Annotated in this window: 18 protein-coding genes; 14 read left to right on the top strand and 4 right to left on the bottom strand. The window is 57.0% G+C overall.

The annotated features are described in order from the left end of the window. The first annotated feature begins 269 nt into the window (after positions 1–269). From ABXH05_RS05565 to ABXH05_RS05535, 7 genes are all read left to right on the top strand, one after another. The gene (locus ABXH05_RS05565; RefSeq protein WP_353560140.1) at positions 270–1,067 is read left to right on the top strand and encodes an H-type lectin domain-containing protein; all 798 of its coding nucleotides are present in this window, start codon (positions 270–272) and stop codon (positions 1,065–1,067) included. 103 nt (positions 1,068–1,170) lie between these two features. Then, positions 1,171–2,616 (top strand): efflux transporter outer membrane subunit, encoded by a 1,446-nt coding sequence (locus tag ABXH05_RS05560; RefSeq protein WP_353560139.1) that lies wholly within the window; start codon positions 1,171–1,173, stop codon positions 2,614–2,616. Between the two features lie 136 nt (positions 2,617–2,752). Next, positions 2,753–3,730 (top strand): NAD(P)H-dependent flavin oxidoreductase, encoded by a 978-nt coding sequence (locus ABXH05_RS05555; protein ID WP_348136164.1) that lies wholly within the window; start codon positions 2,753–2,755, stop codon positions 3,728–3,730. Between the two features lie 266 nt (positions 3,731–3,996). Beyond that, positions 3,997–5,262, top strand: coding sequence for a cytochrome P450 (locus ABXH05_RS05550; RefSeq protein WP_348136163.1), 1,266 nt, complete (start codon positions 3,997–3,999; stop codon positions 5,260–5,262). Positions 5,263–5,340: 78 nt separating this feature from the next. Continuing rightward, positions 5,341–6,597 (top strand): cytochrome P450, encoded by a 1,257-nt coding sequence (locus ABXH05_RS05545; protein WP_348136162.1) that lies wholly within the window; start codon positions 5,341–5,343, stop codon positions 6,595–6,597. Between the two features lie 79 nt (positions 6,598–6,676). Next, a complete protein-coding gene (locus tag ABXH05_RS05540) occupies positions 6,677–7,939 on the top strand; it encodes a cytochrome P450 (RefSeq protein WP_353560138.1) in 1,263 nt (420 codons plus the stop codon). A gap of 81 nt (positions 7,940–8,020) precedes the next feature. After that, entirely contained in the window at positions 8,021–9,283 is a 1,263-nt protein-coding gene (locus ABXH05_RS05535; protein WP_353560137.1) for a cytochrome P450, read from the top strand. 69 nt (positions 9,284–9,352) lie between these two features. Here the strand turns inward: ABXH05_RS05535 and ABXH05_RS05530 are convergent, their stop codons facing one another. Next, the gene (locus ABXH05_RS05530) at positions 9,353–10,447 is read right to left on the bottom strand and encodes a carboxylesterase family protein (protein WP_353560136.1); all 1,095 of its coding nucleotides are present in this window, start codon (positions 10,445–10,447) and stop codon (positions 9,353–9,355) included. Between the two features lie 168 nt (positions 10,448–10,615). Between ABXH05_RS05530 and ABXH05_RS05525 the strand changes: the two genes are divergently transcribed. Then, positions 10,616–12,991 (top strand): efflux RND transporter permease subunit, encoded by a 2,376-nt coding sequence (locus tag ABXH05_RS05525; RefSeq protein WP_348136158.1) that lies wholly within the window; start codon positions 10,616–10,618, stop codon positions 12,989–12,991. Here ABXH05_RS05525 and ABXH05_RS05520 read toward each other — a convergent pair. Further along, a complete protein-coding gene (locus ABXH05_RS05520) occupies positions 12,972–16,085 on the bottom strand; it encodes an efflux RND transporter permease subunit (RefSeq protein ID WP_353560135.1) in 3,114 nt (1,037 codons plus the stop codon). The two genes, ABXH05_RS05525 and ABXH05_RS05520, sit on opposite strands and share 20 nt — an antisense overlap. A 19-nt stretch (positions 16,086–16,104) precedes the next feature. Next, complete coding sequence (locus tag ABXH05_RS05515; RefSeq protein WP_353560134.1) at positions 16,105–17,214, bottom strand: efflux RND transporter periplasmic adaptor subunit; 1,110 nt, start codon at positions 17,212–17,214, stop codon at positions 16,105–16,107. 210 nt (positions 17,215–17,424) lie between these two features. Between ABXH05_RS05515 and ABXH05_RS05510 the strand changes: the two genes are divergently transcribed. The 5 genes from ABXH05_RS05510 to ABXH05_RS05490 all read left to right on the top strand — a co-directional run bounded on the left by ABXH05_RS05510 (position 17,425) and on the right by ABXH05_RS05490 (position 22,211). Then, positions 17,425–18,666, top strand: coding sequence for a Glu/Leu/Phe/Val family dehydrogenase (locus tag ABXH05_RS05510; protein WP_353560133.1), 1,242 nt, complete (start codon positions 17,425–17,427; stop codon positions 18,664–18,666). Positions 18,667–18,749: 83 nt separating this feature from the next. Further along, positions 18,750–19,142 carry an MAPEG family protein gene (locus ABXH05_RS05505; RefSeq protein WP_353560132.1) on the top strand — a complete coding sequence of 131 codons (393 nt, stop codon included), beginning with the start codon at positions 18,750–18,752 and terminating at the stop codon, positions 19,140–19,142. Between the two features lie 65 nt (positions 19,143–19,207). Further along, positions 19,208–19,987, top strand: coding sequence for a hypothetical protein (locus ABXH05_RS05500; RefSeq protein ID WP_353560131.1), 780 nt, complete (start codon positions 19,208–19,210; stop codon positions 19,985–19,987). 76 nt (positions 19,988–20,063) lie between these two features. Then, positions 20,064–21,251, top strand: coding sequence for an acetyl-CoA C-acyltransferase (locus ABXH05_RS05495; protein ID WP_353560130.1), 1,188 nt, complete (start codon positions 20,064–20,066; stop codon positions 21,249–21,251). Positions 21,252–21,281: 30 nt separating this feature from the next. Next, positions 21,282–22,211 (top strand): alpha/beta fold hydrolase, encoded by a 930-nt coding sequence (locus ABXH05_RS05490; RefSeq protein ID WP_353560129.1) that lies wholly within the window; start codon positions 21,282–21,284, stop codon positions 22,209–22,211. Here ABXH05_RS05490 and ABXH05_RS05485 read toward each other — a convergent pair. Further along, positions 22,208–22,798 (bottom strand): class I SAM-dependent methyltransferase, encoded by a 591-nt coding sequence (locus ABXH05_RS05485; RefSeq protein WP_353560128.1) that lies wholly within the window; start codon positions 22,796–22,798, stop codon positions 22,208–22,210. The genes ABXH05_RS05490 and ABXH05_RS05485 overlap by 4 nt on opposite strands. Positions 22,799–22,896: 98 nt before the next feature. On the opposite strand from ABXH05_RS05485, the gene ABXH05_RS05480 reads away from it, so the two are divergent. After that, positions 22,897–24,819, top strand: coding sequence for an alkyl/aryl-sulfatase (locus tag ABXH05_RS05480; protein WP_353560127.1), 1,923 nt, complete (start codon positions 22,897–22,899; stop codon positions 24,817–24,819). Positions 24,820–24,824 lie beyond the last annotated feature (5 nt).

Raw genomic sequence — 24,824 nt, 5'->3', positions numbered from 1 at the left:
AGCCGGGTCGTGGGCATCATAGCCTGAATTGGCAGATTGCGCTGAAACCTAAGACAAATCGGTTAACCAACGAGCAGAGTGTTGCTGTGCCGACACGTGCATTCGGATTAACAATCCGTAAACAGAACGATGGGCACACGCTCGTCGTATTTGCGGTATAGGTCTTGCCAGTGGGTGCCTTGCGGCGGATGCGATGTATGCGACCGTCCAATCGGATAGAAATCGGTAAATCTTCATGTAGATGAACCGGCAAATGGCTGAGGCAGGGCATGGCTGAATTTTCTGACGAACAGCGCGCCGCATTGCGTGGACTGATTGACGCTGAAGTGCGTGGGCGGACCAACCGCAATAGCGGTGGTACGTTTGGTGTGCTGAGCTTCTTGCTGCTTGTCGTGCTGGCAGGCGGCCTTGGCTTCTTCTTCTGGGTAAATCAGGGCACCTGGGACTGGCGCAATCTCTACGCTGACGGTGGCGGCGGTGGTGGTGACAATCGCGAGGTTTTGAGCGAGTTTTTGCTTCGTCAGGCTGAGAGCATTACTGACGAAGTACGGTTTGCCCAACGTGAAGTCTCCAGTCTGCGTGGCCAGCAGGAGCAGCTCCGTGATGAAGCGGAAGACATTGCTGCGGCCTACCGAAAGCTGGCCAAGAAAGCAGCTAAAGCCGAGCGCATGATTTCGGCCGCTGAGGACCTGGATCGCAAGCTCGATAAGGTGGCGGCTGCCGTTGCTGGGTCCGGGGCCGTCCAGTCCGTGCTGGCCGACAAGCTCATGGCGTCCCGGCTCCAGGCAGGCTCATTTGAATGCGGTCATGCCTATCGGCCGACAGAAGATAGCTGGGAAGAAGTCATGACCCGGACGGTGTCTTTTGAGTCCGGGTTCACCTCCCCTCCCAAAGTGTTTTTGGCGCCAAACCTCCTGGAAGCCTATTACCGCGAGCCAAATGTCATTCTTGCGTTTGAAGCTGGCAGCATCACTGAAAACAAGTTTGATCTGACCATTCGGGCTGCCGGGGCCTCAACAATTTCTGATTGTCGGGTTGACTGGATTGCCGTGGGCTCCGTCGAGTAGGGCTGGCGCCGTCAGGCCCCAATAAGGGTCGTGTTAACCAGAATAAGGCACTGTTCTTCCTGAAATTCTGCCATCCGAAGGGTGGCGTTCAGGAGAGCAGGCAATGGGTACGTGTTCAAAAGTGGCATGTGGTGTGGCAAGTGCGGCTTTGGCCGCGTGCTCATTTGCGCCGGACGTTCCCAAATCCACCGTCGCGACTACGCCGATTGCCCAGAGCGAATTCGTGACTGCTGCAATTGCACCTGTTTCTCCAGAAGCCCCCGACACCAATTGGTGGCGTCTTTATGATGACCCGGAGCTTGATGGGTACATCACCAAGGCCCTATCCGAAAACAACAGCCTAAAGGCTGCGTTTGCCAATCTCGACCGTGTGCTTGCAGCGCTTGGCGAGAGCCGTAGTGCATACCTTCCGTCTACGGATATTAATGCAGGCGCTACCTATGAACGTGATGCAGCGCAACAGGCAACGCAGAAAGCCAACAAGGAAGACCTTTCCTATACGTCCGGCTTCAGCCTCTCTTACGAGATTGATCTGTTTGGCCGTGTTCGCAATTCAGTTGCCGCAGCGCGTGCTGATGCGCAGGCCGCTGAATCAGCGCTGCACACATCGCGCATTACGATTGCCGCTGAAACGGCTCGGGCCTATGCGGATATCTGTTCTGCCAATCAGCAGATTGCCGTAACAGAGAATACCCTGAACCTTCAAACGCGTACGGTGGATCTGACACGTCAGCTGACCGAAGGCGGTCAAGGCACCAAGCTCGATATTGTTCGTGCGCAGGTGAATGTAGAAAACACCAAAGCCTCGCTGCCACAGTTGAAAGCGGATCGTGAAAATGCACGCTTCCGTCTGGCAACGCTTGTGGGCCAGCCACCTGCAGCGATGGTGGAGGCAGCAACGGATTGCACGCGAGCGCCGATTGTCGCGGCGACCATTCCGGTAGGTGACGGTGCGGGCCTGATTGCGCGACGTCCAGATGTGCGTGAGGCGGAGAATGCTCTGAAGGCTGCTGCAGCACGTGTTGGCGTTGCGACGGCAGAACTCTACCCGCAGATATCTCTTGGCGGCTCAATTGATACGACAGCCCTTCAGATTGCCAGCCTCAAGGAGGATGGTGCTGTTTCATTTTCGTTTGGCCCTTTGATCTCATGGACGTTCCCGAACATCTGGGCCGGTCGTGCTCGGATTGCGGCGGCGGAAGCCGGTATGGCCCAGGCGCTGGCGGAGTTTGACCAGGCTGTTCTGGTTGCGCTGGAAGAAACTGAAACGGCGTTGCAGAACTATGCAGCGGAGCTCGAACGGCAGGCTGCTTTGACGCTGGCTCGCGATGCGGCAGCTCAGTCCGCCCGTATGGCGCAATCGCGCTACGAGTTGGGGGCTGACGATTTCATTACCGTGCTGGATGCCGAGCGGACGCTGGCAGATGCAGACATCACGCTTGCCCAGTCGCAGGCAAACACAACCCAGTTCCAGATCGGCCTGTTCCGGGCACTGGGCGGCGGTTGGAGCAATGGCCCTGCTGAAATGGCCAGTGCTGCAGGCCTCTAGCGGATCTCTCATACCCTTCCGCAGTTTTAAAAAAGAACGCTCTAGCTTTTCGCGCCGGGATGGCCAAAATGCGCCATGAGATGGCGTGTTTCAGCATGCCGTGAACCAGTCTTCAAAAACATATGGGGCGGCGAACATGCGCACGCGTATTACAGAACTCTTTGGTATTGAGCATCCGATCATTCAGGGCGGCATGCATTATGTGGGCTTTGCGGAAATGGCTGCTGCTGTTTCCAATGCAGGTGGTCTTGGCATCATCACTGGCCTGACGCAGGGCACGCCTGAAAAACTGGCTGCGGAAATCGAGCGCTGCAAAGGCATGACCGACAAGCCTTTTGGTGTGAACCTGACGTTCCTCCCAGCCGTAACGCCTCCTGACTATCCAGGATTTGTTGATGTCATCATCAAGAGCGGTGTCAAAGCTGTTGAAACGGCTGGCAACAATCCAGCCAAGTGGCTTCCCGCCCTCAAGGAAGCGGACATCAAGGTCATCCACAAATGCACATCTGTGCGCCACGCTCTCAAGGCTGAAGCCATTGGATGTGACGCTGTAAGTGTTGATGGCTTTGAGTGCGGTGGTCATCCGGGTGAAGACGATGTGCCCAACTTCATCTTGCTGCCACGGGCCGCAGAAGAGCTCAAAATCCCATTCGTATCGTCAGGCGGCATGGCAGACGGCCGCAGCCTTGTTGCGTCCATGGCCATGGGTGCTGAAGGCATGAACATGGGCACACGTTTCATCGCCACACAGGAAGCGCCCGTGCATGAGAATGTGAAGCAGGCCCTGATTGCTGCAAGCGAACTCGACACGCGCCTGATCATGCGCCCCCTTCGGAACACCGAACGGGTGCTCAACAATGATGCGGTTGAGCGTCTTCTGCAGAAGGAACAGGAAATGGGCGACAAGCTCAGCTTTGGCGACATCGCCGAAGAAGTGGCCGGCGTTTATCCAAAAATCATGAAAGACGGCCAGATGGATGCGGGCGGCTGGAGCTGTGGCATGGTTGCCGGGCTTATCCATGACATTCCGACCTGCAAAGAGCTTGTGGATCGGATCATGAAGGAAGCCGACGAGATTATCGCAGAGCGTCTGGCGGGCTTCCGCGCCGCCTAGATCGGCTCAACACGCAAAAATCGGCAGAAGGCGGGTCTTTTTGTAGGAAAAGCCCGCCTTTTTTGTGGGTTGTTTTGCGGTGCAGCAAAAATGACGCCCGCGTCATTTTTTTATAGAACCTCGATTTCCGCTGCGTTACTCTTTTCCCAACTGGCCGCAGGTCACATGCGGCACGCTCGGCTTACCTCGTGGAAACAAACGGGGAGGCGGGGTCGTTTGTCATGTCGGCATTCGTATGAGTGCCAACCAACCGGAGGAAACGGTTCATGTCGCAGGCAGCTATCCAACCTGAAGCAGAGATTGATCACACAGAGCGTGCGTGGAGCATGCCGCTCAAGGACATCAATATCGCTGATCCGGACATTTTCCAGGCGGATGCCATCTGGCCGTATTTCGAGCGCCTGCGTAAGGAAGCTCCGGTCCACAAAGCCTACTCCCCCGACTTCGGTGAGTACTGGTCTGTGACCCGCTACGAAGACATCATGGCGGTGGACACCAACCACCATGTGTTCTCGTCCAGCTGGGAACATGGTGGCATCACTCTGTTCGATCAGATCTCTGATTTTCAGTTGCCCATGTTCATTGCGATGGACCCACCCAAGCATGATCAGCAGCGCATCACGGTGCAGCCGATTGTGGCGCCAAACAATCTGAAGAACTGGGAAGGCCTGATCCGCGAACGTACCGGTCAGATTCTCGATGCGCTGCCCCGCGGTGAAGTGTTCGACTGGGTGGACAATGTCTCCGTCGAACTCACAACCATGATGCTTGCGACCCTGTTCGACTTCCCGTTCGAACAGCGCCGCAAACTCACGCGCTGGTCTGATGTGGCAACTGGTCGTAACAACCCGGAGATTGTTGCTGACGATGAGCAGTGGCGCGCGGAACTGCTGGAGTGCCTTGAAGCCTTTACAGGCATCTGGAATGAACGCATCAATTCCGATACGCCGGGCAATGATCTCATCACCATGCTGACCCGTGGCGAGTCCACGAAGAACATGGACCCGATGGAGTATTTGGGAAACATCATCCTGCTCATCGTTGGTGGCAATGACACGACCCGCAACTCCATGACGGCCAGCGTCTATGCCCTCAACAAGTTTGCTGGTGAGTATGACAAGCTGATCGCCAACCCGGATCTGATCCCGAACCTTTCGTCCGAGATCATTCGCTGGCAGACGCCGCTGGCGCATATGCGCCGGACGGCTCTTGAGGACATCGTTCTGAACGGTGCTCACATCAAGAAGGGCGACAAGGTGGCCATGTGGTACGTGTCAGGCAACCGCGATGAGAGTGTGTTTGAAGACGCGGACAAGGTGATCATCGATCGTCCAAATGCCCGCCGCCAGATGGCATTTGGGTATGGCATCCACCGTTGCGTGGGTAACCGGTTGGGCGAGCTGCAGATCAAGATTCTGTGGGAAGAAATTCTCAAGCGCTTCCCGAAGATTGAAGTGATGGAAGAGCCGACACGCACGAAGTCCGTCTTTGTGAAGGGCTACACCTACATGCCGGTTCGCATTCCTGCCTAGCCGTTGAAACGACAAGACCGCCCGGTGCCATGTCGCATGGTCCCGGGCGTCTGACGCCATCAATCAAGAGGAACACCCATGTCACAGGCCGCCGTCGAAACATCTTCCACAATCGACCATCAAGAACGTGCCTGGAGCATGCCTCTTGAAGACATCAATGTTGCTGATGGCGCGCTCTTTCAGGACGATGCCATCTGGCCCTATTTCGAGCGGCTGCGCAAAGAGGCGCCCGTCCATAAGGGGCATTCGGACGAATTCGGCGATTACTGGTCTGTGACGCGCTACGAAGACATCATGGCGGTGGATACCAACCATCATGTCTTTTCCTCTGAAGGTGCCATCACGCTGGCGGACCCGTTGGAAGACTTCAAGGCGCCGATGTTCATCGCCATGGACCCACCCAAGCACGACAAACAGCGCATTACGGTGCAGCCCATCGTTGCGCCCAAGAACCTGCAGAACTGGGAAGGTCTCATTCGTGAGCGCACGGGTCTGATCCTGGATGAACTGCCGCGCGGTGAAACCTTTGACTGGGTGGACAAGGTGTCCATCGAACTCACCACCATGATGTTGGCAACGCTGTTTGATTTCCCGTTTGAAGAGCGCCGCCGCCTGACCCGTTGGTCTGACGTGGCGACCGGTCGCGACAACCCGGAAATCTACAAGAGTGAAGAGCAGTGGCGTGGCGAGCTGATGGAATGCCTTGAGGCCTTTACCGGCCTTTGGAACGATCGGGTGAACTCCGATACGCCAGGCAATGATCTCATCAGCATGCTGGCCAGTGGCGAATCCACCAAGAACATGGATCCCATGGAATATTTGGGGAACATCATTCTGCTGATCGTTGGCGGCAATGATACGACCCGCAACTCCATGACAGGCAGCGTCTATGCGCTCAACAAGTTTGCCGGCGAGTACGACAAGCTGATTGCAGACCCAAGCCTGATCCCCAACCTTTCGTCAGAAATCATTCGCTGGCAGACACCACTCGCTCACATGCGGCGTACGGCGCTCGAAGACATTGAGCTGAATGGCCAGATGATCAAGAAGGGTGACAAGGTTGCCATGTGGTATGTCTCCGGCAATCGGGACACCGCAATTTTTGAGAATGCGGATGACGTGATCATCGACCGCCCGAATGCCCGCCGTCAGATGTCATTTGGGTATGGCATCCATCGCTGTGTGGGCAATCGCCTTGGCGAACTTCAGATCAAGATCCTCTGGGAAGAGCTGCTGAAGCGTTTCCCGAAGATCGAAGTGATGGAAGAGCCGACCCGCACCCGCTCTCCCTTTGTTAAGGGCTACACCTATATGCCAGTTCGCATTCCCGCCTAACTGGCACACACATTTTGTAAGTTTGGCGCGGCGTCCTCAGTCCATGAGGGCGCCGTTGCATCAAAGGAAAGTAGAGTTCATGTCTCAGGCCGTTGCTGAACCGCAGACTGATATCGATCATGCCGAGCGCGCATGGAGCATGCCGCTCAATGAGATCAACCCAGCGCGGCGGGACCTGTTTCGGAATGACGTGATCTGGCCGTACTTTGAACGCCTGCGTAAGGAAGCGCCGGTTCACAAGGCCTATGATGAGGACTTTGGCGAGTACTGGTCCGTCACGCGCTACGAAGACATCATGGCGGTGGACACAAACCACCACGTGTTTTCCTCAGACTGGACCCATGGCGGCATCACGCTTTTTGATGCAGCGGAGGATTTCCGTCTGCCGATGTTCATTGCCATGGACCCGCCCAAGCACGACCAGCAGCGCATTACCGTTCAGCCGATCGTGGCGCCCAACAATCTGAAGAACTGGGAAGGTCTCATTCGCGAGCGCACCGGCTTTGTTCTGGATTCATTGCCGCGCGGCGAAACGTTTGACTGGGTGGACAATGTATCGATTGAGCTGACCACCATGATGCTGGCCACCCTGTTTGATTTCCCGTTTGAGGAACGCCGCAAGCTGACCTTCTGGTCCGACATGGTGACGACGGATCCCAAGACTCTGAAAGGCGGCGTTGAGGAAAAACGCGGCCATCTTCTGGCATGCCTGGAGTACTTCACCGGCCTTTGGAATGAGCGCATCAACTCCGACACACCAGGCAATGACCTGATCACTATGCTGACCCGTGGGGAGTCCACCAAGAACATGGACCCGATGGAGTATCTGGGGAACATCATCCTGCTCATCGTGGGCGGCAATGACACGACCCGTAACTCCATGACGGCCAGCGTCTATGGGCTGAACAAGTTCCCCGGTGAGTATGACAAGCTGATCGCGGATCCAAGCCTGATCCCCAATCTGTCGTCAGAGATCATTCGCTGGCAGACGCCGTTGGCCCACATGCGCCGCACGGCCCTTGAAGACATCGAGCTGAATGGCACGATGATCAAGAAGGGCGACAAGGTGGCCATGTGGTACGTGTCCGGCAACCGGGATGCGGACGTTTTTGAAAATGCTGACGACATCATCATCGACCGGCCTAATGCCCGTCGTCAGATGTCCTTTGGCTATGGCATCCATCGCTGTGTCGGCAATCGCCTTGGCGAGCTTCAGATCAAGATTCTGTGGGAAGAGATTCTCAAGCGTTTCCCCAAGATCGAGCTGATGGAAGAGCCAACGCGCACACCGGGCTGCTTCGTCAAAGGCTACACGTACATGCCGGTGCGTATTCCCGCTTAATCTTTGTGAATTAGGTTGAAATCTACAGGGCGCGCCCTCACTTAAAAATGACGCGTCGTCACTATCAGGAAAGAAGAGATCATGTCCCAGGCCGTTGCCGAACCGCAGACCGAGATTGATCATACCGAGCGTGCCTGGAGCATGCCTTTGAATGAGTTCAATCCCGCGCAGCGCGATCTATTCCAGAATGATGTGATCTGGCCATATTTCGAGCGCCTTCGTGAGGAAGCGCCGGTTCACAAGTGCTTCGACGAAGAGTTCGGTGAGTATTGGGCGGTCAGCAGCTACGAACACATCATGGCGGTAGACACCAATCACCAGGTGTTTTCCTCAAGCTGGGAACACGGCGGCATCACGCTTTTTGATGGGCCGGAAGATTTCCAGCTGCCCATGTTCATCGCGATGGACCAGCCAAAGCATGATGAACAACGCAAGACGGTTCAGCCGATTGTGGCGCCCAACAATCTCAAGTCGTGGGAACCGCTGATCCGTGAACGTACCGGCATGGTGCTGGATTCACTGCCGCGCGGCGAAACGTTTGACTGGGTGGACAATGTGTCCATCGAGCTGACCACCATGATGCTCGCCACGCTCTTTGACTTCCCGTTTGAAGACCGGCGCAAGCTGACCTTCTGGTCGGACATGGTCACGACCGATGCCAATACACTTGAAGGCGGTGAGGAAGAGTGGAAAGGCCACCTGCTTGAGTGCCTCGCTTACTTCACTGAATTGTGGAACCAGCGCGTCAACTCAGACAAGCCAGGCAATGATCTCATCACCATGCTGACGCGTGGTGAGGCGACGAAGAACATGGACCCCATGGAATATCTGGGGAACATCATTCTGCTGATCGTGGGCGGCAATGACACGACCCGCAATTCCATGACGGGCAGCGTCTATGCGCTCAACAAGTTCCCGAAGGAATACGACAAGCTCATTGCTGACCCGGGTCTGATCCCCAACCTGTCATCTGAAATCATCCGCTGGCAGACACCGCTTGCTCACATGCGCCGCACCGCGCTTGAAGACTTCGAGCTTGGCGGCAAGATGATCAAGAAGGGCGACAAGGTTGCCATGTGGTACGTGTCAGGCAATCGCGACAAGACGGTTTTTGAAAACGCGAATGATGTGATCATTGATCGCGCGAATGCCCGTCGTCAGATGTCATTCGGCTATGGCATTCACCGCTGCGTTGGCAACCGTCTTGGCGAGTTGCAGATCATGATCCTGTGGGAAGAAATCCTGAAGCGGTTCCCGAAGATCGAACTCATGGCCGAGCCGACACGCTCACCGGGCTGCTTCGTGAAGGGTTACACCTACATGCCAGTGCGTATTCCGAAATAAGCCGGATGCTATCCGATATGAAAACGCCGCAGCCTCCTACAGGAGCTGCGGCGTTTTTGTTTTTGGGGCTTAGGACAAGAACCAGTCCATCACGCGCGCATTCATTTCACGCGGATAGGTGTGAGACAGGTCGGCCAGTATTTCCAGTTCCACGTTGGCGCCGCCTGCGGTGAGTGTCTGTGCGGCCATTTCCGCAAACTTGGATGGGAACATCCAGTCCAGCGCTCCGTGAATGACATAAACGGGCAGGTCCTTGAGGCGCCCGGGTGAGGCCATCTCACCCAGCATGGGGTGAAAGGCTGTCGACATGGGGGCGAGGTGAGTGAAGGGGCTTTCGTCACGCAGGCCCGTCACATAGGAGAATGTGCCGCCGTCGCTCATGCCGGTGAGCAGCATTTTTGCAGGGTTGATGTTCCAGCGTTCGCGCACATGAGTAAGCATCGCTTCCAGGTTGGGCGTGTCTTCGTCCGGGCCCATCAGTGACCAGGTGTCGCCGCGGGACGTTGGCGATATGAGGATGGCGCCGCGGCTTCTGGCTTCGCGCAGCCATGTCCACAAAAATGCCCTGCCATGGCCTGAACCGCCGTGCAGCGCCATGATGACCGGGTAGGCGCGTGCCTCGTCATAGTCCTCCGGCACATAAAGAGAAAACCCTCCGCGCTGGTCGCGCGCGTTGCTGGCTTCGATGACGCCCGTATTGTCCCTGTCTGCGCCAGACGAGAGTGCCTCGATCTTTTCCTTGTTGTCCCGCACGGAGGCTTCCAGAAAGAACCGGCTGACGGGAGGCAGAATGGCGGAGACGGGGTAGATTGCCTCACTGGCCCGCGATGCGTGGCGCAGGGATTTGTAACATTCAAGAATGGCGTTCTCCGCATTGCCGGCTGCCGCGAGTTCGCCATAGGCCATGAGAACTTCTTCGGCTGCCTTGAGCACCCTGTCGCGCACTGGAAAGAGATGTTCAGGCCAGGGAGCTGCTTCGAATTGCGGCCGAGCGTCCCTCACTGCCATATCCACACCTGCAACATGGCTAATCAAGTCATCTACTTGTGGCGGGTGCAGCTTGCGGGCGACGTAGTCCAATGTGTCCATGGCAGCCAACAGGGGTGGCAGGAGCGCCGTCATGGCGGCAATGAGCTGGCCGTTTGTTGCGTCGTCATCAGCCATGATGCGCCGCCTCCCAAGCATGGTTAAGAATCATGTTTCCCAGCCAGTTGGCCATGAATCTGAGGTGCGCGCAAAACTCCAGATGATGTGCGGGTCTTGTGACGGCGTCTGCGATATGCGAGCACATAAGGAGCGGACGGTCTCCGCCAATTTTCCTCGAGGATGCTTATGTCGCCTTCTTCCGCTTCGCCGGGTCCCCTCGCCGGGTTTGTTGCTGGGGCTGAACGATTTTTGTTCGCCTTTCGTGGAACCATTCTTGGTTTCTTCGTTCTCCTGACGCTTATCAGTGGATATCTGGCAAGTGGGCTGGCAATCGATGCCGGCTTCCTGAAGCAGTTGCCATCCGAGCATCCCTATATCGAGACCTTTTCGGATTACCGGGAGAAGCTTCCTGGTGCCAATGCGGTGATCGTGGCGGTCGAGGCCAATGACGGGGACGTGTGGACGCCGGAATTTTTCCAGCGCTACTACGATATCTCTGACGAAGTTTTCTATTTGCCCGGTGTCGACCGCGCCACCATCCGCTCCATGTGGACCCCAAATACGCGGGTGATGGAAATCAATGAGGAAGGCTTCAAGGCCTACAACCTGATCCCTGCCAACGTGACCCGTGAACGCATCACTGCCGAAGCCCTTGAACGCATTCGCGTTGACACTGTACGCGGCGGATTTGCAGGCCAGTATGTGGCACATGACAACAGCGCGGTTCTCATCCGGTTTGAACTTGCAGAGATCAACCCGATTACGGGCGAGCGACTGGATTACATCGAACTGGCCCATCAGCTTGAAATCGGACTGCGCGGCAAGTTTGAAGACGATAAAACCACCATCCGCATCATCGGGTTTGCCAAAGGTATTGGCGACATTGCGGACGGGGCGGCCGGCGTCGTCTATTTCATGGGCCTGGCGCTCATCCTCACGGCCATCGCTGTTTATCTTTATGCGCGTTCATTCCAGCTCATGCTGCTGGCTGTCGGCAGCTCGCTCGTGTCTGTGGTCTGGCAGTTCGGGGCCCTCTATTTGCTGGGCTATGGTCTCGACCCGCTGGCCATCCTTGTGCCTTTCCTTGTCTATGCCATCGGTGTCAGTCACGGGGTGCAGCAGATCAATCTGTTCACCAGTGAGCTGATTGATGGTGCGACGGCGGAGACGGCTGCGCGGTCGACCTTCAGTCGGTTGTTCCTGCCGGGTTCCATGGCGCTGATCACCGACCTTGTCGGTTTCCTCACTCTGGCACTCGTGCCTATCCCCATCATTCAGGAAATGGCGATTGTCGCCACGGTGGGTATTGCGCTCAAGATCATCTCCAACCTCATCATGCTGCCCCTGCTGGCCTCATACATGAAACCGCGCGCCAATTTTGTCGCGCAGATTTCCAAGCTGCGTGCGTCGCGCGCGAGCCTGATGAAAAAGCTGGGCGGCGTGGCGCGTCCAGGACCTGCAAAACTCATTTTGCTGCTGGGTGCGGTTTTGTTTGTTGTGTCGATCTATCAGTCGCGTGACCGACATGTGGGCGACCTTCATGCAGGCCTGCCGGAGCTGCGGGAAGATGCCCGCTACAATCAGGATGTAAATTTTGTAACTGACAACTTCGCCATCTCGCTTGACGCCTTCATCACCGTGGCAGAGCTTCCTGGAGAAGCGTGCATCGACCACACTTACATGAAGGCGCTGGAAGACTATGGCTGGCACCTCAACAATGTGCCGGGTGTTGCTGCCGTCGTGTCCACGGCTACCGTTGCGCGCAACAATATGCGCCTTTGGATGGAGGATGACCTTCGCTGGTCGCACCTGCCGCGTAACCCGACAACGCTTGGTCTCATTACATCACCCATTCCATCCAGCACCGGCCTTATAAATCGCCGATGTAATGTGATGCCGGTGATTGCGTTCCTTACGGACCACAAGGCTGAAACGGTTGAGCGCGTAGTGGCTGCAGCTGAAAGCTACATTGCAGATTACCCTGTTGAAGGGCTGACACTGCGGCTGGCAACCGGCAATGCAGGCATCATTGCAGCAACCAATGAGGTGATCAGCGAGAATGAGTTGCCGATGCTGCTCTATGTTTTCGGTGCGATCATTGTGCTTGTAGGGTTTGCCTATCGTGACTGGCGCGCGATCATCTGCTGCTGTGCGCCCCTGCTGGTAGCCACCTTCATGGGCTACTGGTTCATGACGGAGCTGGGTATTGGTCTTAAGTCGTCAACGCTGCCGGTGCTGGTGCTCGCCGTTGGCATCGGCGTGGACTACGCCTTTTACATCTACAACCGGCTGCAGTTCCGGCTGGAGGCAGGCATTCGTCTGCAGGATGCGTTCCCGCAGGCCATGCAGGAAACCGGCATGGCGGTGGTGTTCACCGGCCTGACACTGTCAATCGGCGTGGCAAGCTGGGCGTTCTCAGCGCTCAAGTTTCAGGCGGATATGGGGCTGTTGCTGTCCTTCATGTTCCTGGTGAACATGGTGGGAGCCGTCACGCTGCTGCCGGCACTTGCCTGGCTGCTTGAAGGATTGGCGCCGCGCAAGATTACTCGGCAGGCTGACTAGACGGACGCTCGCGGAACAGGCGGCGGCGTACGTCACCGGGTGAGCCTGTATTGCGCGCCATGATGTTGTAGGCCACCGGCACCACAAAGAGTGTCAGCGCTACTGATGTGAGGACGCCTGCCAGCACCACGATGCCGATGACGGCACGCGTCTCGGCGCCTGCACCTGATCCCAGTATCAAGGGAAAGGTTCCGGCCGCCGTCGTGATGCCGGTCATCAGGATGGGACGGAAGCGCGTGATGGATGCTTCGCGCAAGGCGTCGGCAAACTCGACACCCTGATCGCGTAGCTGGTTAGCGAACTCCACAATCAGAATGCCATTCTTGGCGGCAAGGCCGACCAGCATGACAAGGCCAATCTGGCTGTAGATGTTGAGACTGGAGCCTGTAAGCCACAGGCCGAGTAACCCGCCACCGATGACGACCGGTACAGTCAGCATGATGATGAGCGGATGCACAAAGCTCTCAAACTGAGCGGACAGCACCAGGAACACAATTGCGATACCAAGCAGGAAGACGAATAGCAGTGCGCCACCCGCTGCAAAGAAATCGCGGGACTCGCCTTTGTAGTCAACGACCACGGTCTCGGGGAGTTTGTCGTCAACGATCTGATTGAGATGTGTGATGGCACCTCCCAGTGACAGCCCGTCTTCCAGATTGGCTTCGAGTGTTATCGCGCGGACGCGGTTGTAGCGATTGAGGGTTGTGGACCCGGCAAACTCCCGGATCGTTACGAGGTTTGACAGCGGGATCAGCCTGTCGCTGCGTGTGGAGCGAACATAAATGTTCTGCATGTCGGTCGGCGTGCGCTGGGCGTCGCGTTCTCCTTCAAGGATGACGTCATACTCCTCGCCGCCATCGATGTAGGTTGTGACGCGGCGGGAGCCGAGCATGGTCTCAAGGGTTCTGCCGATCTCCGACACCGTGACGCCAAGCTCCGCAGCGCGGTCATAGTCTACATCGACTTCCACTTGTGGCTGGGTTTCCTTGTAGTCCCAGTCAAGGCCGCCCAATCCCGGATTGTTGGTTTCCAGCTCTTCGAGAATGATGTCCCGCCACTGGGCAATTTCATCATAGGTGCCGCCACCGATAACGAACTGCACAGGCTTGCTGGAACCGCCACCAAAGCCACGGCTCATCACCGGGAAGGCGCGGACACCCGGCAAATCGGAAAGTCTCTGGCGCACCTCATCAATAATCACAAAAGCAGATCGGCGGTCTGACCAGTCATTCAGAACGCAGATGACAATGCCTGTGTTGAAGCTGGTGATGTTGCCGAAGCTGCGCGGACTGCGGACGAGCAGCGTGTGCATTTCTTCGTTCTCGAGATAGGGCACCAGCCTAGCCTCGATCTCGTCCATGTATTCACTCATGTAGTCGTGCGTTGCCCCCTGAGGGCCGTTGACGATAATGAAGAACGCACCTCTGTCTTCGCGCGGGGAGTACTCGCTAGGGAGAAGACCGAACAGTCCCACAGTGCCACCCAGAAGAACCACGAACACGCCGCCGACGATCAATGGGCGTGACAGAGACCATTCAAGGGCGCCTGCGTACCAGTCGCGGGAAGACAGGAGCAGTGCCTCCACACGAACACCGATGCCGCTGTCCGACTTGTTGGGCTTGAGGATCTTTGAAGCGATCATTGGGGAGATGGTGAGGGCAACGAGGCTTGAGATCGCGACGGCTGCAGCCATGGTCAGGGCGAACTCGGCGAACAGTCGTCCGATGTCCCCTTCGGTGAATGCGATGGGTACGAAAACCGAAATGAGCACCATGGTCGTGGCAATGACGGCGAAACCGACCTGGCGGGTTCCCTCAAAAGCTGCCACCAGGGGCGTTTCTTTCAGCTCATCCATTCGGCGTTGAATGTTCTCAAGCACCACGATGCTGTCATCAACCACCAATCCGATGGCAAGCACCAGTGCGAGCAAAGTCAGCAGGTTGATAGAAAAGCCAAGGATCAGAACAAGCGTGAAGCTTGCGATGATCGAGATCGGGACGGTGACAGCGGGCACCAGCATGGCGCGCAGATTGCCGAGGAAAGCAAGGATCACCAGCACCACAAGAACCATGGCGATGGCCAGCGTCTTATAGACTTCGTTGATTGCACCTTCGACGAAAATAGATGTGTCAAAGCTTACCGTGACGGACATGCCTTCGGGCAGTGTTGGGTTGAGGCGGTCTGCCTCAGCCTTGGCACCACGCGCCACATCAATTGTGTTGGCGGTGGATTGCTTCACGATGCCAATGCCGACGCGCGGCAACGTATTGCCTCTGAAGAATGTGCGATCCTCCGCAGCCGCGCGCTCTACCCTCGCAATATCGCCCAAGCGCACAAGATAGCCGTCGTCGCCGCGTGCCAGCACAAGGTGGGAAAAGTCGTCAGCGTCGTTGAAGGAGCGGGCGACCCGCACTGTGAATTGCCGTTCCAGGCTTTCGACGCTACCTGCCGGAAGCTCGACATTCTCAGCGCGCAGCGCGCGTTCGACATCTGAAGCTGTGAGGCCGCGTGCTGCCATTTCCAGACGATCCAGCCAGATACGCATGGCATAGCTCTTGGCACCTGACAGTCGCACACGCGCGACACCGGGCAGTACCGAGAAGCGATCCAATACATATCGCTCAGCAAAGTCCGTGAGTTCCAGAACGGACATTTCCGGACTGGAGAGCGACAGCCAGACGATCACATCCTGATTGGCGTCACGCTTCTGGACTTCCGGTGGATTGGCTTCTTCGGGCAGGTTGTTGAGGATTCTGGACACGCGGTCGCGAACATCATTGGCGGCGGCATCCACATCCCGGCCTGTCTTGAACTGTATGGTGACGTTGCTCTCGCCGTCTTCGCTGCTGCTTTGAATGAAGTCCACACCTTCAATGCCGGAGATTCGGTCTTCGATGATTTCGGTGATCCGTGATTCAACGATTGAAGCCGCGGCACCGGGATAACTGGTTTCAACGGTGACGACGGGTGGATCGATGTCCGGGTACTGGCGCAAGGGGAGCTGTGTGAACGACACGATGCCGAAGACAACCAGCAGCATCCCCAGCACCATGCCGAAAACGGGTCGCGTAACGGAAAGGTCGGAGAGAAACATGGCAGTGTGTCCTGTTTGCTTATCCGTCAGCAGGTGTGTTGGTCGCAGCGTCTGAACCCAGAAGGTTTTCCAGCGTGTCGCCCTGTGTGCCATTCGCCCGAACAATGATTGCCTGATCTGGCTGCAACTGGCCTGCGCCACGGGTCACGATGGCTTCACCTGCACTCAGCCCTTCAATCACTTCCACCTCGCCGGGACGGCGCGCACCGATCGTGATGCGGCGGCGCTCGGCAATCATGACGCCATCTTTTTCAACCGCCACAAATGCGTAGGTCTCGCGCGCAATGGGAACAATTGCTTCTTCGGGAATGGAAACGGCCTCGCGCGGGTTGCGTAGAAGCTCAACGGACATGAGGAGGCCTGGGCGCAGCACGCGATCTTCGTTCTGGAGCAGGGCGCGCACGATGATGGAGCGTGTGACCGGGTCGATTTCATTATCGAGGCTGGAAATTTCGCCCTCAAACTCCCGGCCTTCAAGGGCGCGGGCTTTGGCGCGAATGGCAATGCCCGGCTTTAGTGACGATAGAAAAGTGGAGGGCACAGAAAAATCGAGCTTCATGACGCCGTCATCATGGATGCGAGTGATGATGTCACCCGGTGTGACGAGGGCGCCGACCGAGATGCGGCGCAGTCCAACCACGCCGTCAAAGGGGGCTGAGATGACGCGGTCTTTCAAGCGGGATTGGAGCGCGCGTCTGCGCGCGACGGCGGTCTCGTAGGCCCTGTTGCGTTCGTCCATGACCGAGCGAGAGATGGAACCCTGTCCCACAAGTGTTCTGGCGCGGTTCAACTGTCGGCGGGCTTCTTCTGCTGCGGCGTTTTCTTCTTCAAGCAGGGCGCGTTCTTCGCCGTCCGCCATGGTCAGAAGTGTGTCGCCAACGCCGACCCTCGCGCCATCGTCAAAGTAGACACCCGTTACTGTGTCGGTAACGGTCGCTGTGATTTCAACGGTTTCATTTGCCCGCAGGGTGCCGATGGCTTCAATGCGATCCACGAACCGGCTTGTGGTTGCTTCCTGCACAAAGACCTGAGCCGGGCCGCCGCGTCCCTGAGCCAAGGCAGGCGACAGTGCAGCCATTGCGATGCAAGCTACGAGGACGGATGTGGTTTGACGGAGTGAGCGCTGCATGGCTTTCAAACGTTTCCGGCGATTGGCTCGACCTGTGACAAAGCACCCTATGTAAAACGCCGACGCGTCTGTGCTGGAAACAGGCTCATGGGGATTCATCCTAGTGTACGCCACCTCTTGCTCAATGCGGAAATGACAAATTCTTGTGAGTGGCGTCCACTCGTCTCAGACCCATATGAAAGCCCCTAGCAGTAGATCGGAGCGTTTTTCATGTCTTCTTCTCTTGATGTTTGCACTTTCCTGGAGCGCGCTGCTGAGGCGCTAGACCTCAATGAAGATGTGCGTGAGGTACTGCGGCATCCCAAGCGGTCCGTTGCTGCAAGCATTAATGTTCGTATGGGTGATGGATCTCTTCAGACCTTTCCTGCATGGCGGACCATTTACTCAAATGCTCTTGGGCCTGCCAAGGGCGGTATTCGGTTTCACCCTTCCGTTGATGCAGAAGAAGTCAACACACTGGCTTTTTTGATGACGTTCAAGACAGCGCTGGCAGGGCTGCCATTTGGTGGCGGCAAGGGTGGCGTGGCGGTTGATCCAGGTGATCTGAGCCGCCATGAGCTGGAGCGCGTGGCACGTGGATATGTGCGTGCGTTGCGTCATGACCTTGGTGTTGGCCGCGATGTGCCGGCGCCTGACGTCAATACCAACGGGACGGTTCTGGCATGGATGGCTGATGAGTTAGCTGCTTTGGAAGGTACTGCTCAGACCGCCAGTATCACCGGAAAGCCCATTGTGCTGGGTGGTATCGAAGGTCGTGCAGAGGCAACCGGACGGGGCGCTGCGAAGGTGGTGATGGCGCTAAAGGATCATCTTGACCTTTCAGATGATGCCAGTTTTGCCGTTCAGGGGTTTGGCAACGCGGGTGCGCAGTTTGCCAATGACATGCACGAGGCGGGTTTCCGCATTGTGGCCCTGTCGGATTCTTCCGGCGCTGTCTATTCGGCTGACGGGTTGGATCCCCGCGAGGCGGAGCGCTACAAGGCAAAGACCGGAAGCCTGAAGGGTTTTGCTGACACTGTGGCGCACAATGATCTGCGCCGGGTTGAGGCAGATGTCCTTGTTCCTGCAGCACTGGGTGGCTGGATTGATGGAAAGAACGCGGACCATGTGGCAGCGCGCGTTGTGGTCGAAGTTTCCAATCAGGCATGCACGGTGGAGGGCGCTGATCGATTGACGGAACGCGGTGTCCATGTGGTGCCGGATATTCTGGCGAACTCAGGTGGTGTCAGTGTGTCCTATCTTGAATGGGTGCAGAACCGCTCTGGCGAACAGATGGGTCGGGACAAGGTGTTTGCTGATCTGGATGCCAGGATGGAGCGTATGGCGCATGCCGTTTCAAGCCGGGCAATGCGTGATGATACGGATCTGCGATCTGCGGCTTATCGCATTGCGGTGTCGCGCATAGCTGAAGCCATTGAGTCCATGGGGACGCGTCGCCTGTTCAACGAATAGACCTTTTAACTTTGCTGGCCCTTGCATGTTAGTCTCAGGCCAAGTGTCGGCTTAACGGCACAACTGCAAGGGGGATTTCTGATATGGGCACTGCTGTTCTGTGCGTCGTTGCAATGGCGCTTCTGATTTTTCTGCTCGGGTTCTGGGTCTCGATCCAACGCGGGCGAACCGACGTCATGACGGGCGTTGAAACCGACCCGACGAGCGGGCTGAATAAAGCGGTGCGCGCGCATGGCAACACCGCCGAGTATGTGCCGGTCCTTGCCATTCTGATCCTTTACCTTGGCACGCAGGATGTTGCGGCGTGGGTTGGCTGGGCGATGATTGTCGCTGCCGTCAGTCGTTATCTTGTGGTGCTCGGATTTCTCACCTGCAAGACCCTTGAAAAGCCACATGTGTTTAAGGCCGTTGGCGCGCTTGGAACCTATGTTGCCGGTTTTGCCATGTGCTTCGCGGCCTATCAGACGGTCGCGTGACCGGGGGCAATACACTTATTGATCCGAGCCTGACAGCCCTGTTGCCAGCACTTGCTGATCGGTTGATGACTACGAGACCTGGGCCAAATGGTCTTGTGGTTGCCGGCATCTGTGGTGCACAGGGGTCTGGCAAGACCACGCTTGCCCATGCCCTGGAATATGAACTGGCGGCGCGTGGCAGGCGGGCGCTCACCCTGTCGCTTGATGATTTTTATCTACCCAAAGCTGATCGCAACCAGCTTGGCCGTGAGGTCCATTCGCTTTGTGCCACTCGCGGTGTGCCGGGTACCCATGACATGGGTCTTTACTCATCAACACTTGCGGCTGTCGCATCTGCTGGACCGCAGGAGACGACGGCGTTGCCGGTTTTTTCAAAGCTCGATGATGATCGCCTGCCGGTGGACCAATGGGACAGCTATGTCGGGTGTCCGGATGTGGTTTTGTTTGAAGGCTGGTGCGTAGGGGCTCAACCGCAGGCACTGGATGGCTGGCGGGGAGCGATCAACGATCTTGAAGCCTCGGAAGACCCGGATGGCGTTTGGTGGCGATGGTGGAATGAAGCACTTGCCAATGACTACTGGCCTACCTGGTGCGACCTTGATCCACTCATTTTGATCCGTGTGGCGGGGATCGAGAGTGTTGTTCAGTCGCGTATCAAGCAGGAAGCGGGGCTTGCTGCCGCTGAACCTGACAAACCCACCATGGATGAAGCCGCGGTGCGCCGGTTTGTGGCGCATTATGAGCGATTGACCCTGCGTATTTGGGACGAAATGCCCGCGCGGGCTCATGTGGTGATTGATCGGGACGACAGCTTTACGTTTTCAATCACCGGCGCCATACGCTAAAACCGCGCCCATATTGATATGTCTCGGCCTTGATGCCGACATCGACAGACCATCTTCAAAGAAGAGAGCAAGCCCCATGGAAAAAGATCCCGTTGTAATCGTTGGTGCCAAGCGCACGCCCATGGGCGGGTTTCAGGGTGATCTGTCTGGTGTCAGTGCGCCTGATCTTGGGACCCATGCCATCAAAGCCGCTCTTGAAGATGCGGGCCTTGAGGCTGATCAGGTGGATGAAGTGATTATGGGTCTGGTGCTTCCGGCCGGGACCGGTCAGGCACCAGCCCGCCAGGCGTCACGCCGCGCAGGTATCCCGGACGAAGCAGGCGCTACAACGATCAACAAGGTGTGTGGCTCGGGCATGAAAGCCGCCATGCTGGCCCATGACGGCATTCTGGTCGGGTCCGCGGATATTGTGGTTGCTGGTGGTATGGAGAGCATGACCAATGCTCCCTATCTGTTGCCCAATGCCCGCGGCGGCATGCGCATCGGCCATGGTGAAGTGAAAGACCATATGTTCCTGGATGGTCTGGAAGACGCCTATGAAGAAGGCCGTGCCATGGGCACTTTCGCGGAAGACACTGCCGAGAAGTACCAGTTCACGCGCGAGGCGCAGGACGCCTATGCGATTGAAAGCCTCAAGCGCGCCAAAACTGCGAACGAAGACGGCAGCTTTGACGGCGAAATTGCACCGCTGACCATCAAGACCCGCAAGGGTGAGGTGACGATCTCGGCGGATGAGCAACCGTTCAAGGCATCACCGGAAAAGATCCCCAATTTGCGTCCAGCCTTCCGCAAGGACGGCACGGTAACGGCCGCAAACTCCAGTTCCATTTCAGATGGCGCTGCGGCATTTGTCATGATGCGTCAGTCAGAAGCTGAAAAGCGCGGTCTCAAGCCCATCGCTGCTATTCGGGCGCACGCGACGAATTCACACGCGCCTGAGTGGTTCACGACGGCGCCGGTCAAGGCCATTGAGAAGGTCATTGACCGCGCTGGCTGGTCAACGGATGACGTCGATCTCTTTGAGGTGAATGAAGCCTTTGCTGTTGTTGCCATGGCAGCGATGCATGACCTCGGCCTGCCCCACGACAAGGTCAATGTGAATGGTGGCGCCTGTGCGCTTGGACATCCGCTTGGCGCATCTGGCGCGCGGATCATGGTCACGCTCATGAATGCGTTGCGCAATCGGGGTCAGAAAAAGGGCGTTGCTTCTCTTTGCATCGGTGGCGGCGAAGCAACCGCTATTGCCCTTGAGATGCTGAACTAGCAACGCAGCTCAGGCCAGGAGGCAACCTCTATGTGGAAGTTCTGGATCATCGGCGTTCTGGCGGTAATCGTTGTTGGTGTTGCTATTGCGTATGCGCTGGCAGATCGCGAGACGATGACCGCAGAAGAATTCCGTGCGGGTTCCGGATACGAGACTGTTGCCCTTACTACCGGCGTCACGGCCTATAAGGACATGGGCCCAAAGGATGCAGCTCCGTTGGTGATTGTGCACGGCGCGACGCTGGGGTCTGTTGCCTATGAGGCTTACTATCAGCCGTTTCTGGATGCCGGGTACCGCGTCATTGCCTATGACCAGTATGGCCGGGGGTTCTCCGACCGGCCTGATGCAGAGCTTTCGGTTGAGTTGATGCACACGCAGCTGCTTGGCCTGCTGGACCACCTTGAGATCGAGAATGCCGCTTTGTATGGCGTGTCATTCGGGGGCGCCGTCATTGCGCGGTTTGCGGCAGCTCACCCTAATCGTGTGACCGGTCTTGGCTTCCAGGTGCCGCTGATTGAATCACCTCGCAGTGGGTTGCTGCAGCTTGCCAGTCTGCCGCTGATCAAACCTCTGGTCGGCCGCATGGTCTTGGTGCCTGCGATCATTGATCGTGGTGAGAGCTTTGGCGTTGAAACCGAAGAGCAGCGGCGGGTGGTGGATCACTTCAAGACGCAGTTTGAAGTGCAGGGCACCCAACGCCTGCTGATGTCCATGTTGACGGGCGATGCCATGTCCAGCCGGCTGGATGATCACGCGACCATTGCTGCGGCCAACATCCCGACGCAGTTCGTGTACGCGACGGATGATCCTGAAATTTCGCCAACAAGCGTTCAGGCTGCAATCAGCAATTACGAAGCCGCAGACGTCCATACCTATACGGGCGGGCACTTCTTCTCTGCGACCAAACAGGATGAACTGGCTGGCAAGCTATCTGCCTTCTTCAAGGCGAATGGTATCTAGGCGCGCTCGATCCTGTAGACGAAGGCTGGTGGAATATTGCGCAGCGCCATCGCTTCATAGGTCGCTTTGAGATCGAACTCATCCAGGACATCAGGGCCGATCGGGCAACGCGGCCGGTAGGTAAATTGCCTGTAGCACCCTCCTGATTTCAGCCGGGTGAAGGCGCCGCGCATGATCGCGCGATGGTTGTCGCGAGACATGTTCACCAGCGGCAGGCCGCTGACAATAGCGTCGAGGTCGCAGACCTCTTCGGGCAGCGTCTCAATTTCAAAAGCCGAATGATCGACAATGCGTGCGCCGGGGAACTGCTCGATAAGTGAGCGAATGAAGTCCGGGTTCATTTCGATCACTGTCAGGTTATTGCCGCTGACACCTGCATTCGCGATGCCGCGTGTCAGTGTGCCGGTGCCGCCGCCCAACTCCAGCACCTTCGAGTTCGCGTCGAGGCCAGTTGCCATCTTGCGAGACAGGACTGCACCGGACGGTGCAATAGCGCCAACGCTCTTCGGGTTGCGAATGAACTGCCAAATAAACTTCAGCGGAGACGGTTTTTTCGGGGGTTGGCTAATGTCTGTCATCAAACTCATGGCGGAGACGCTACGGGTCGCGCATACTGGCAGAAAATGTGAACGCGCGCGCTGCAAACAACACAAAATGCGGCGTGTTTTTGGGAGAGGATCAAGGGATGTCGGACACAAATCCAAAAGAAGCAAGTCTCATTACAGCCGCAGCCAATGCAGCTGTCATGGACGGTGTACTGGATTTTTCAGATCGTCAGAGTTTTGAGGATGCCGGTCGTGGGTTCATCGCGACGATTGATCCCATCACCATTACGCGCGAGAGCGACGGCAAGACGACCTATGACCTTGAGGCGGTGAAGTTTCTGGAGGGTGAGGCCCCGGCCACGGCAAATCCAAGCCTGTGGCGCATGGCGCAGCTCAATGGCCTCAATCATGGCCTTTTTGAAGTGGTGCCGGGCATTTATCAGGTCCGCAGCTTCGATATTGCCAATATGACCCTCATCAAGGGCGAAACGGGCTGGATTGTGATTGATCCGCTCACATCGTCTGAATCCTCGGCTGCCGCTCTTGCCCTTGCCAACAGGGAGCTTGGAGAACGGCCAGTCAAGGCCATCATCATTACCCACAGTCACGCAGACCATTTTGCGGGCACTTTGGGTGTGGTCGATCCTGCTGATGTGGCCTCGGGCAAGATACCGCTGGTGACACCGGTCGGGTTCACGCAGGAATCCCTGTCCGAAAACGTGCTGGCCGGCCCGGTCATGCAGCGGCGTGCGACGTACATGTACGGCAATCTGCTCAAGCCGGACCCAAAAGCGTTTTTGACCACCGGCCTTGGTGCGGCCCTCTCCATGGGGACAACCGGATTTGTGCCGCCCAATGACGAGATCTGTGAAACCGGTGAAACACGGGTGCTGGACGGGATTGAAATTGAATTCCAAATGACCCCAGGCACCGAAGCGCCTGCGGAAATGGTCTTCTATTTCCCGCAGTTCAAAGCGCTTTGCATGTCGGAGATTACGTCTCACCACATGCACAATGTCTATACGCCGCGCGGTGCGCAGGTGCGCGACGCGCTGGCCTGGTCTGCTCAGATCAATGAAAGCATTGATCTGTTCGGCGATCGGCTGGAAGTCGAGTTTGCCTCACACCACTGGCCCATCTGGGGCCGTGAGCGGGCGGTGGACTATCTCAAAAAGCAGCGTGATCTCTACAAATATGTGCATGACCAGTCGCTGCGTCTGGCGAACCTTGGCTACAACAAGGAAGAGGTCGCTGAGCAGCTTGAATTGCCTGCGTCGCTGGCCAAAGAATTCTACAACCGCGACTATTACGGGGCGCTCGCAGCCAACGCGAAGGCTGTCTACGTCAAGTATCTGGGCCACTTTGATGGCAATCCGGCCAATCTTTTCCCTCACCCGCCCACTGCTGCCGGTGCCCGCTATGTGAAATTCATGGGCGGCGCCGACAACGTGATTGCGCAGGCCAGGCAGTCGTTTGATGAAGGTGATTATCGCTGGGTGGCGGAGGTGTTGAACCACGTAATCATGGCGGACGAGACCAACACCGAGGCGAAATTGCTGGCAGCAGATGCCCTTGAGCAGCTGGGGTATCAGGCTGAATCCGGGCCGTGGCGGAATTTCTATCTGTGTGGTGCGCTCGAGCTACGTCATGGCGTGCCGGAAGGGCGTCCACTGCAGGTCAGTGAGGGCATGGCTGCCGGTATGCCGCTTGAAAACCTGTTTCAGGCGATGGCTGTTCGGCTCAATGGGCCCAAGGCGGACGGAAAGACTTTTGCCTTCAACTTCGAGTTTACGGACACCAAGGAGAGCTATGAGCTGACTCTGGAGAATTGCGTGCTCAACTATTTCCCGGGGCGCTCGAACCCCAGCCCTACGGCGACCCTCAAATTGGCGACCCTGGATTTCAAACTGTTGATGCTTCAAGTCAGGGATGCTGCGACTCTGATGGGAGAAGGTAAGCTTGAGATAGAAGGTGAAGCGCTGGCTTTTGCTGAGCTGGCGGGATTCTTCGACAAATTCAACCCGCGTTGGCCGATTGTGACGCCGCGCCCAGCCTGGAGTTAGACACT

This window comes from Pyruvatibacter sp. HU-CL02332, assembly GCF_040362765.1.
Taxonomy (GTDB): Bacteria; Pseudomonadota; Alphaproteobacteria; order CGMCC-115125; family CGMCC-115125; genus Pyruvatibacter.
The sequence above is the reverse complement of the archived record's forward strand: the minus strand, read 5'-3'. Positions and strand labels throughout refer to the sequence as shown.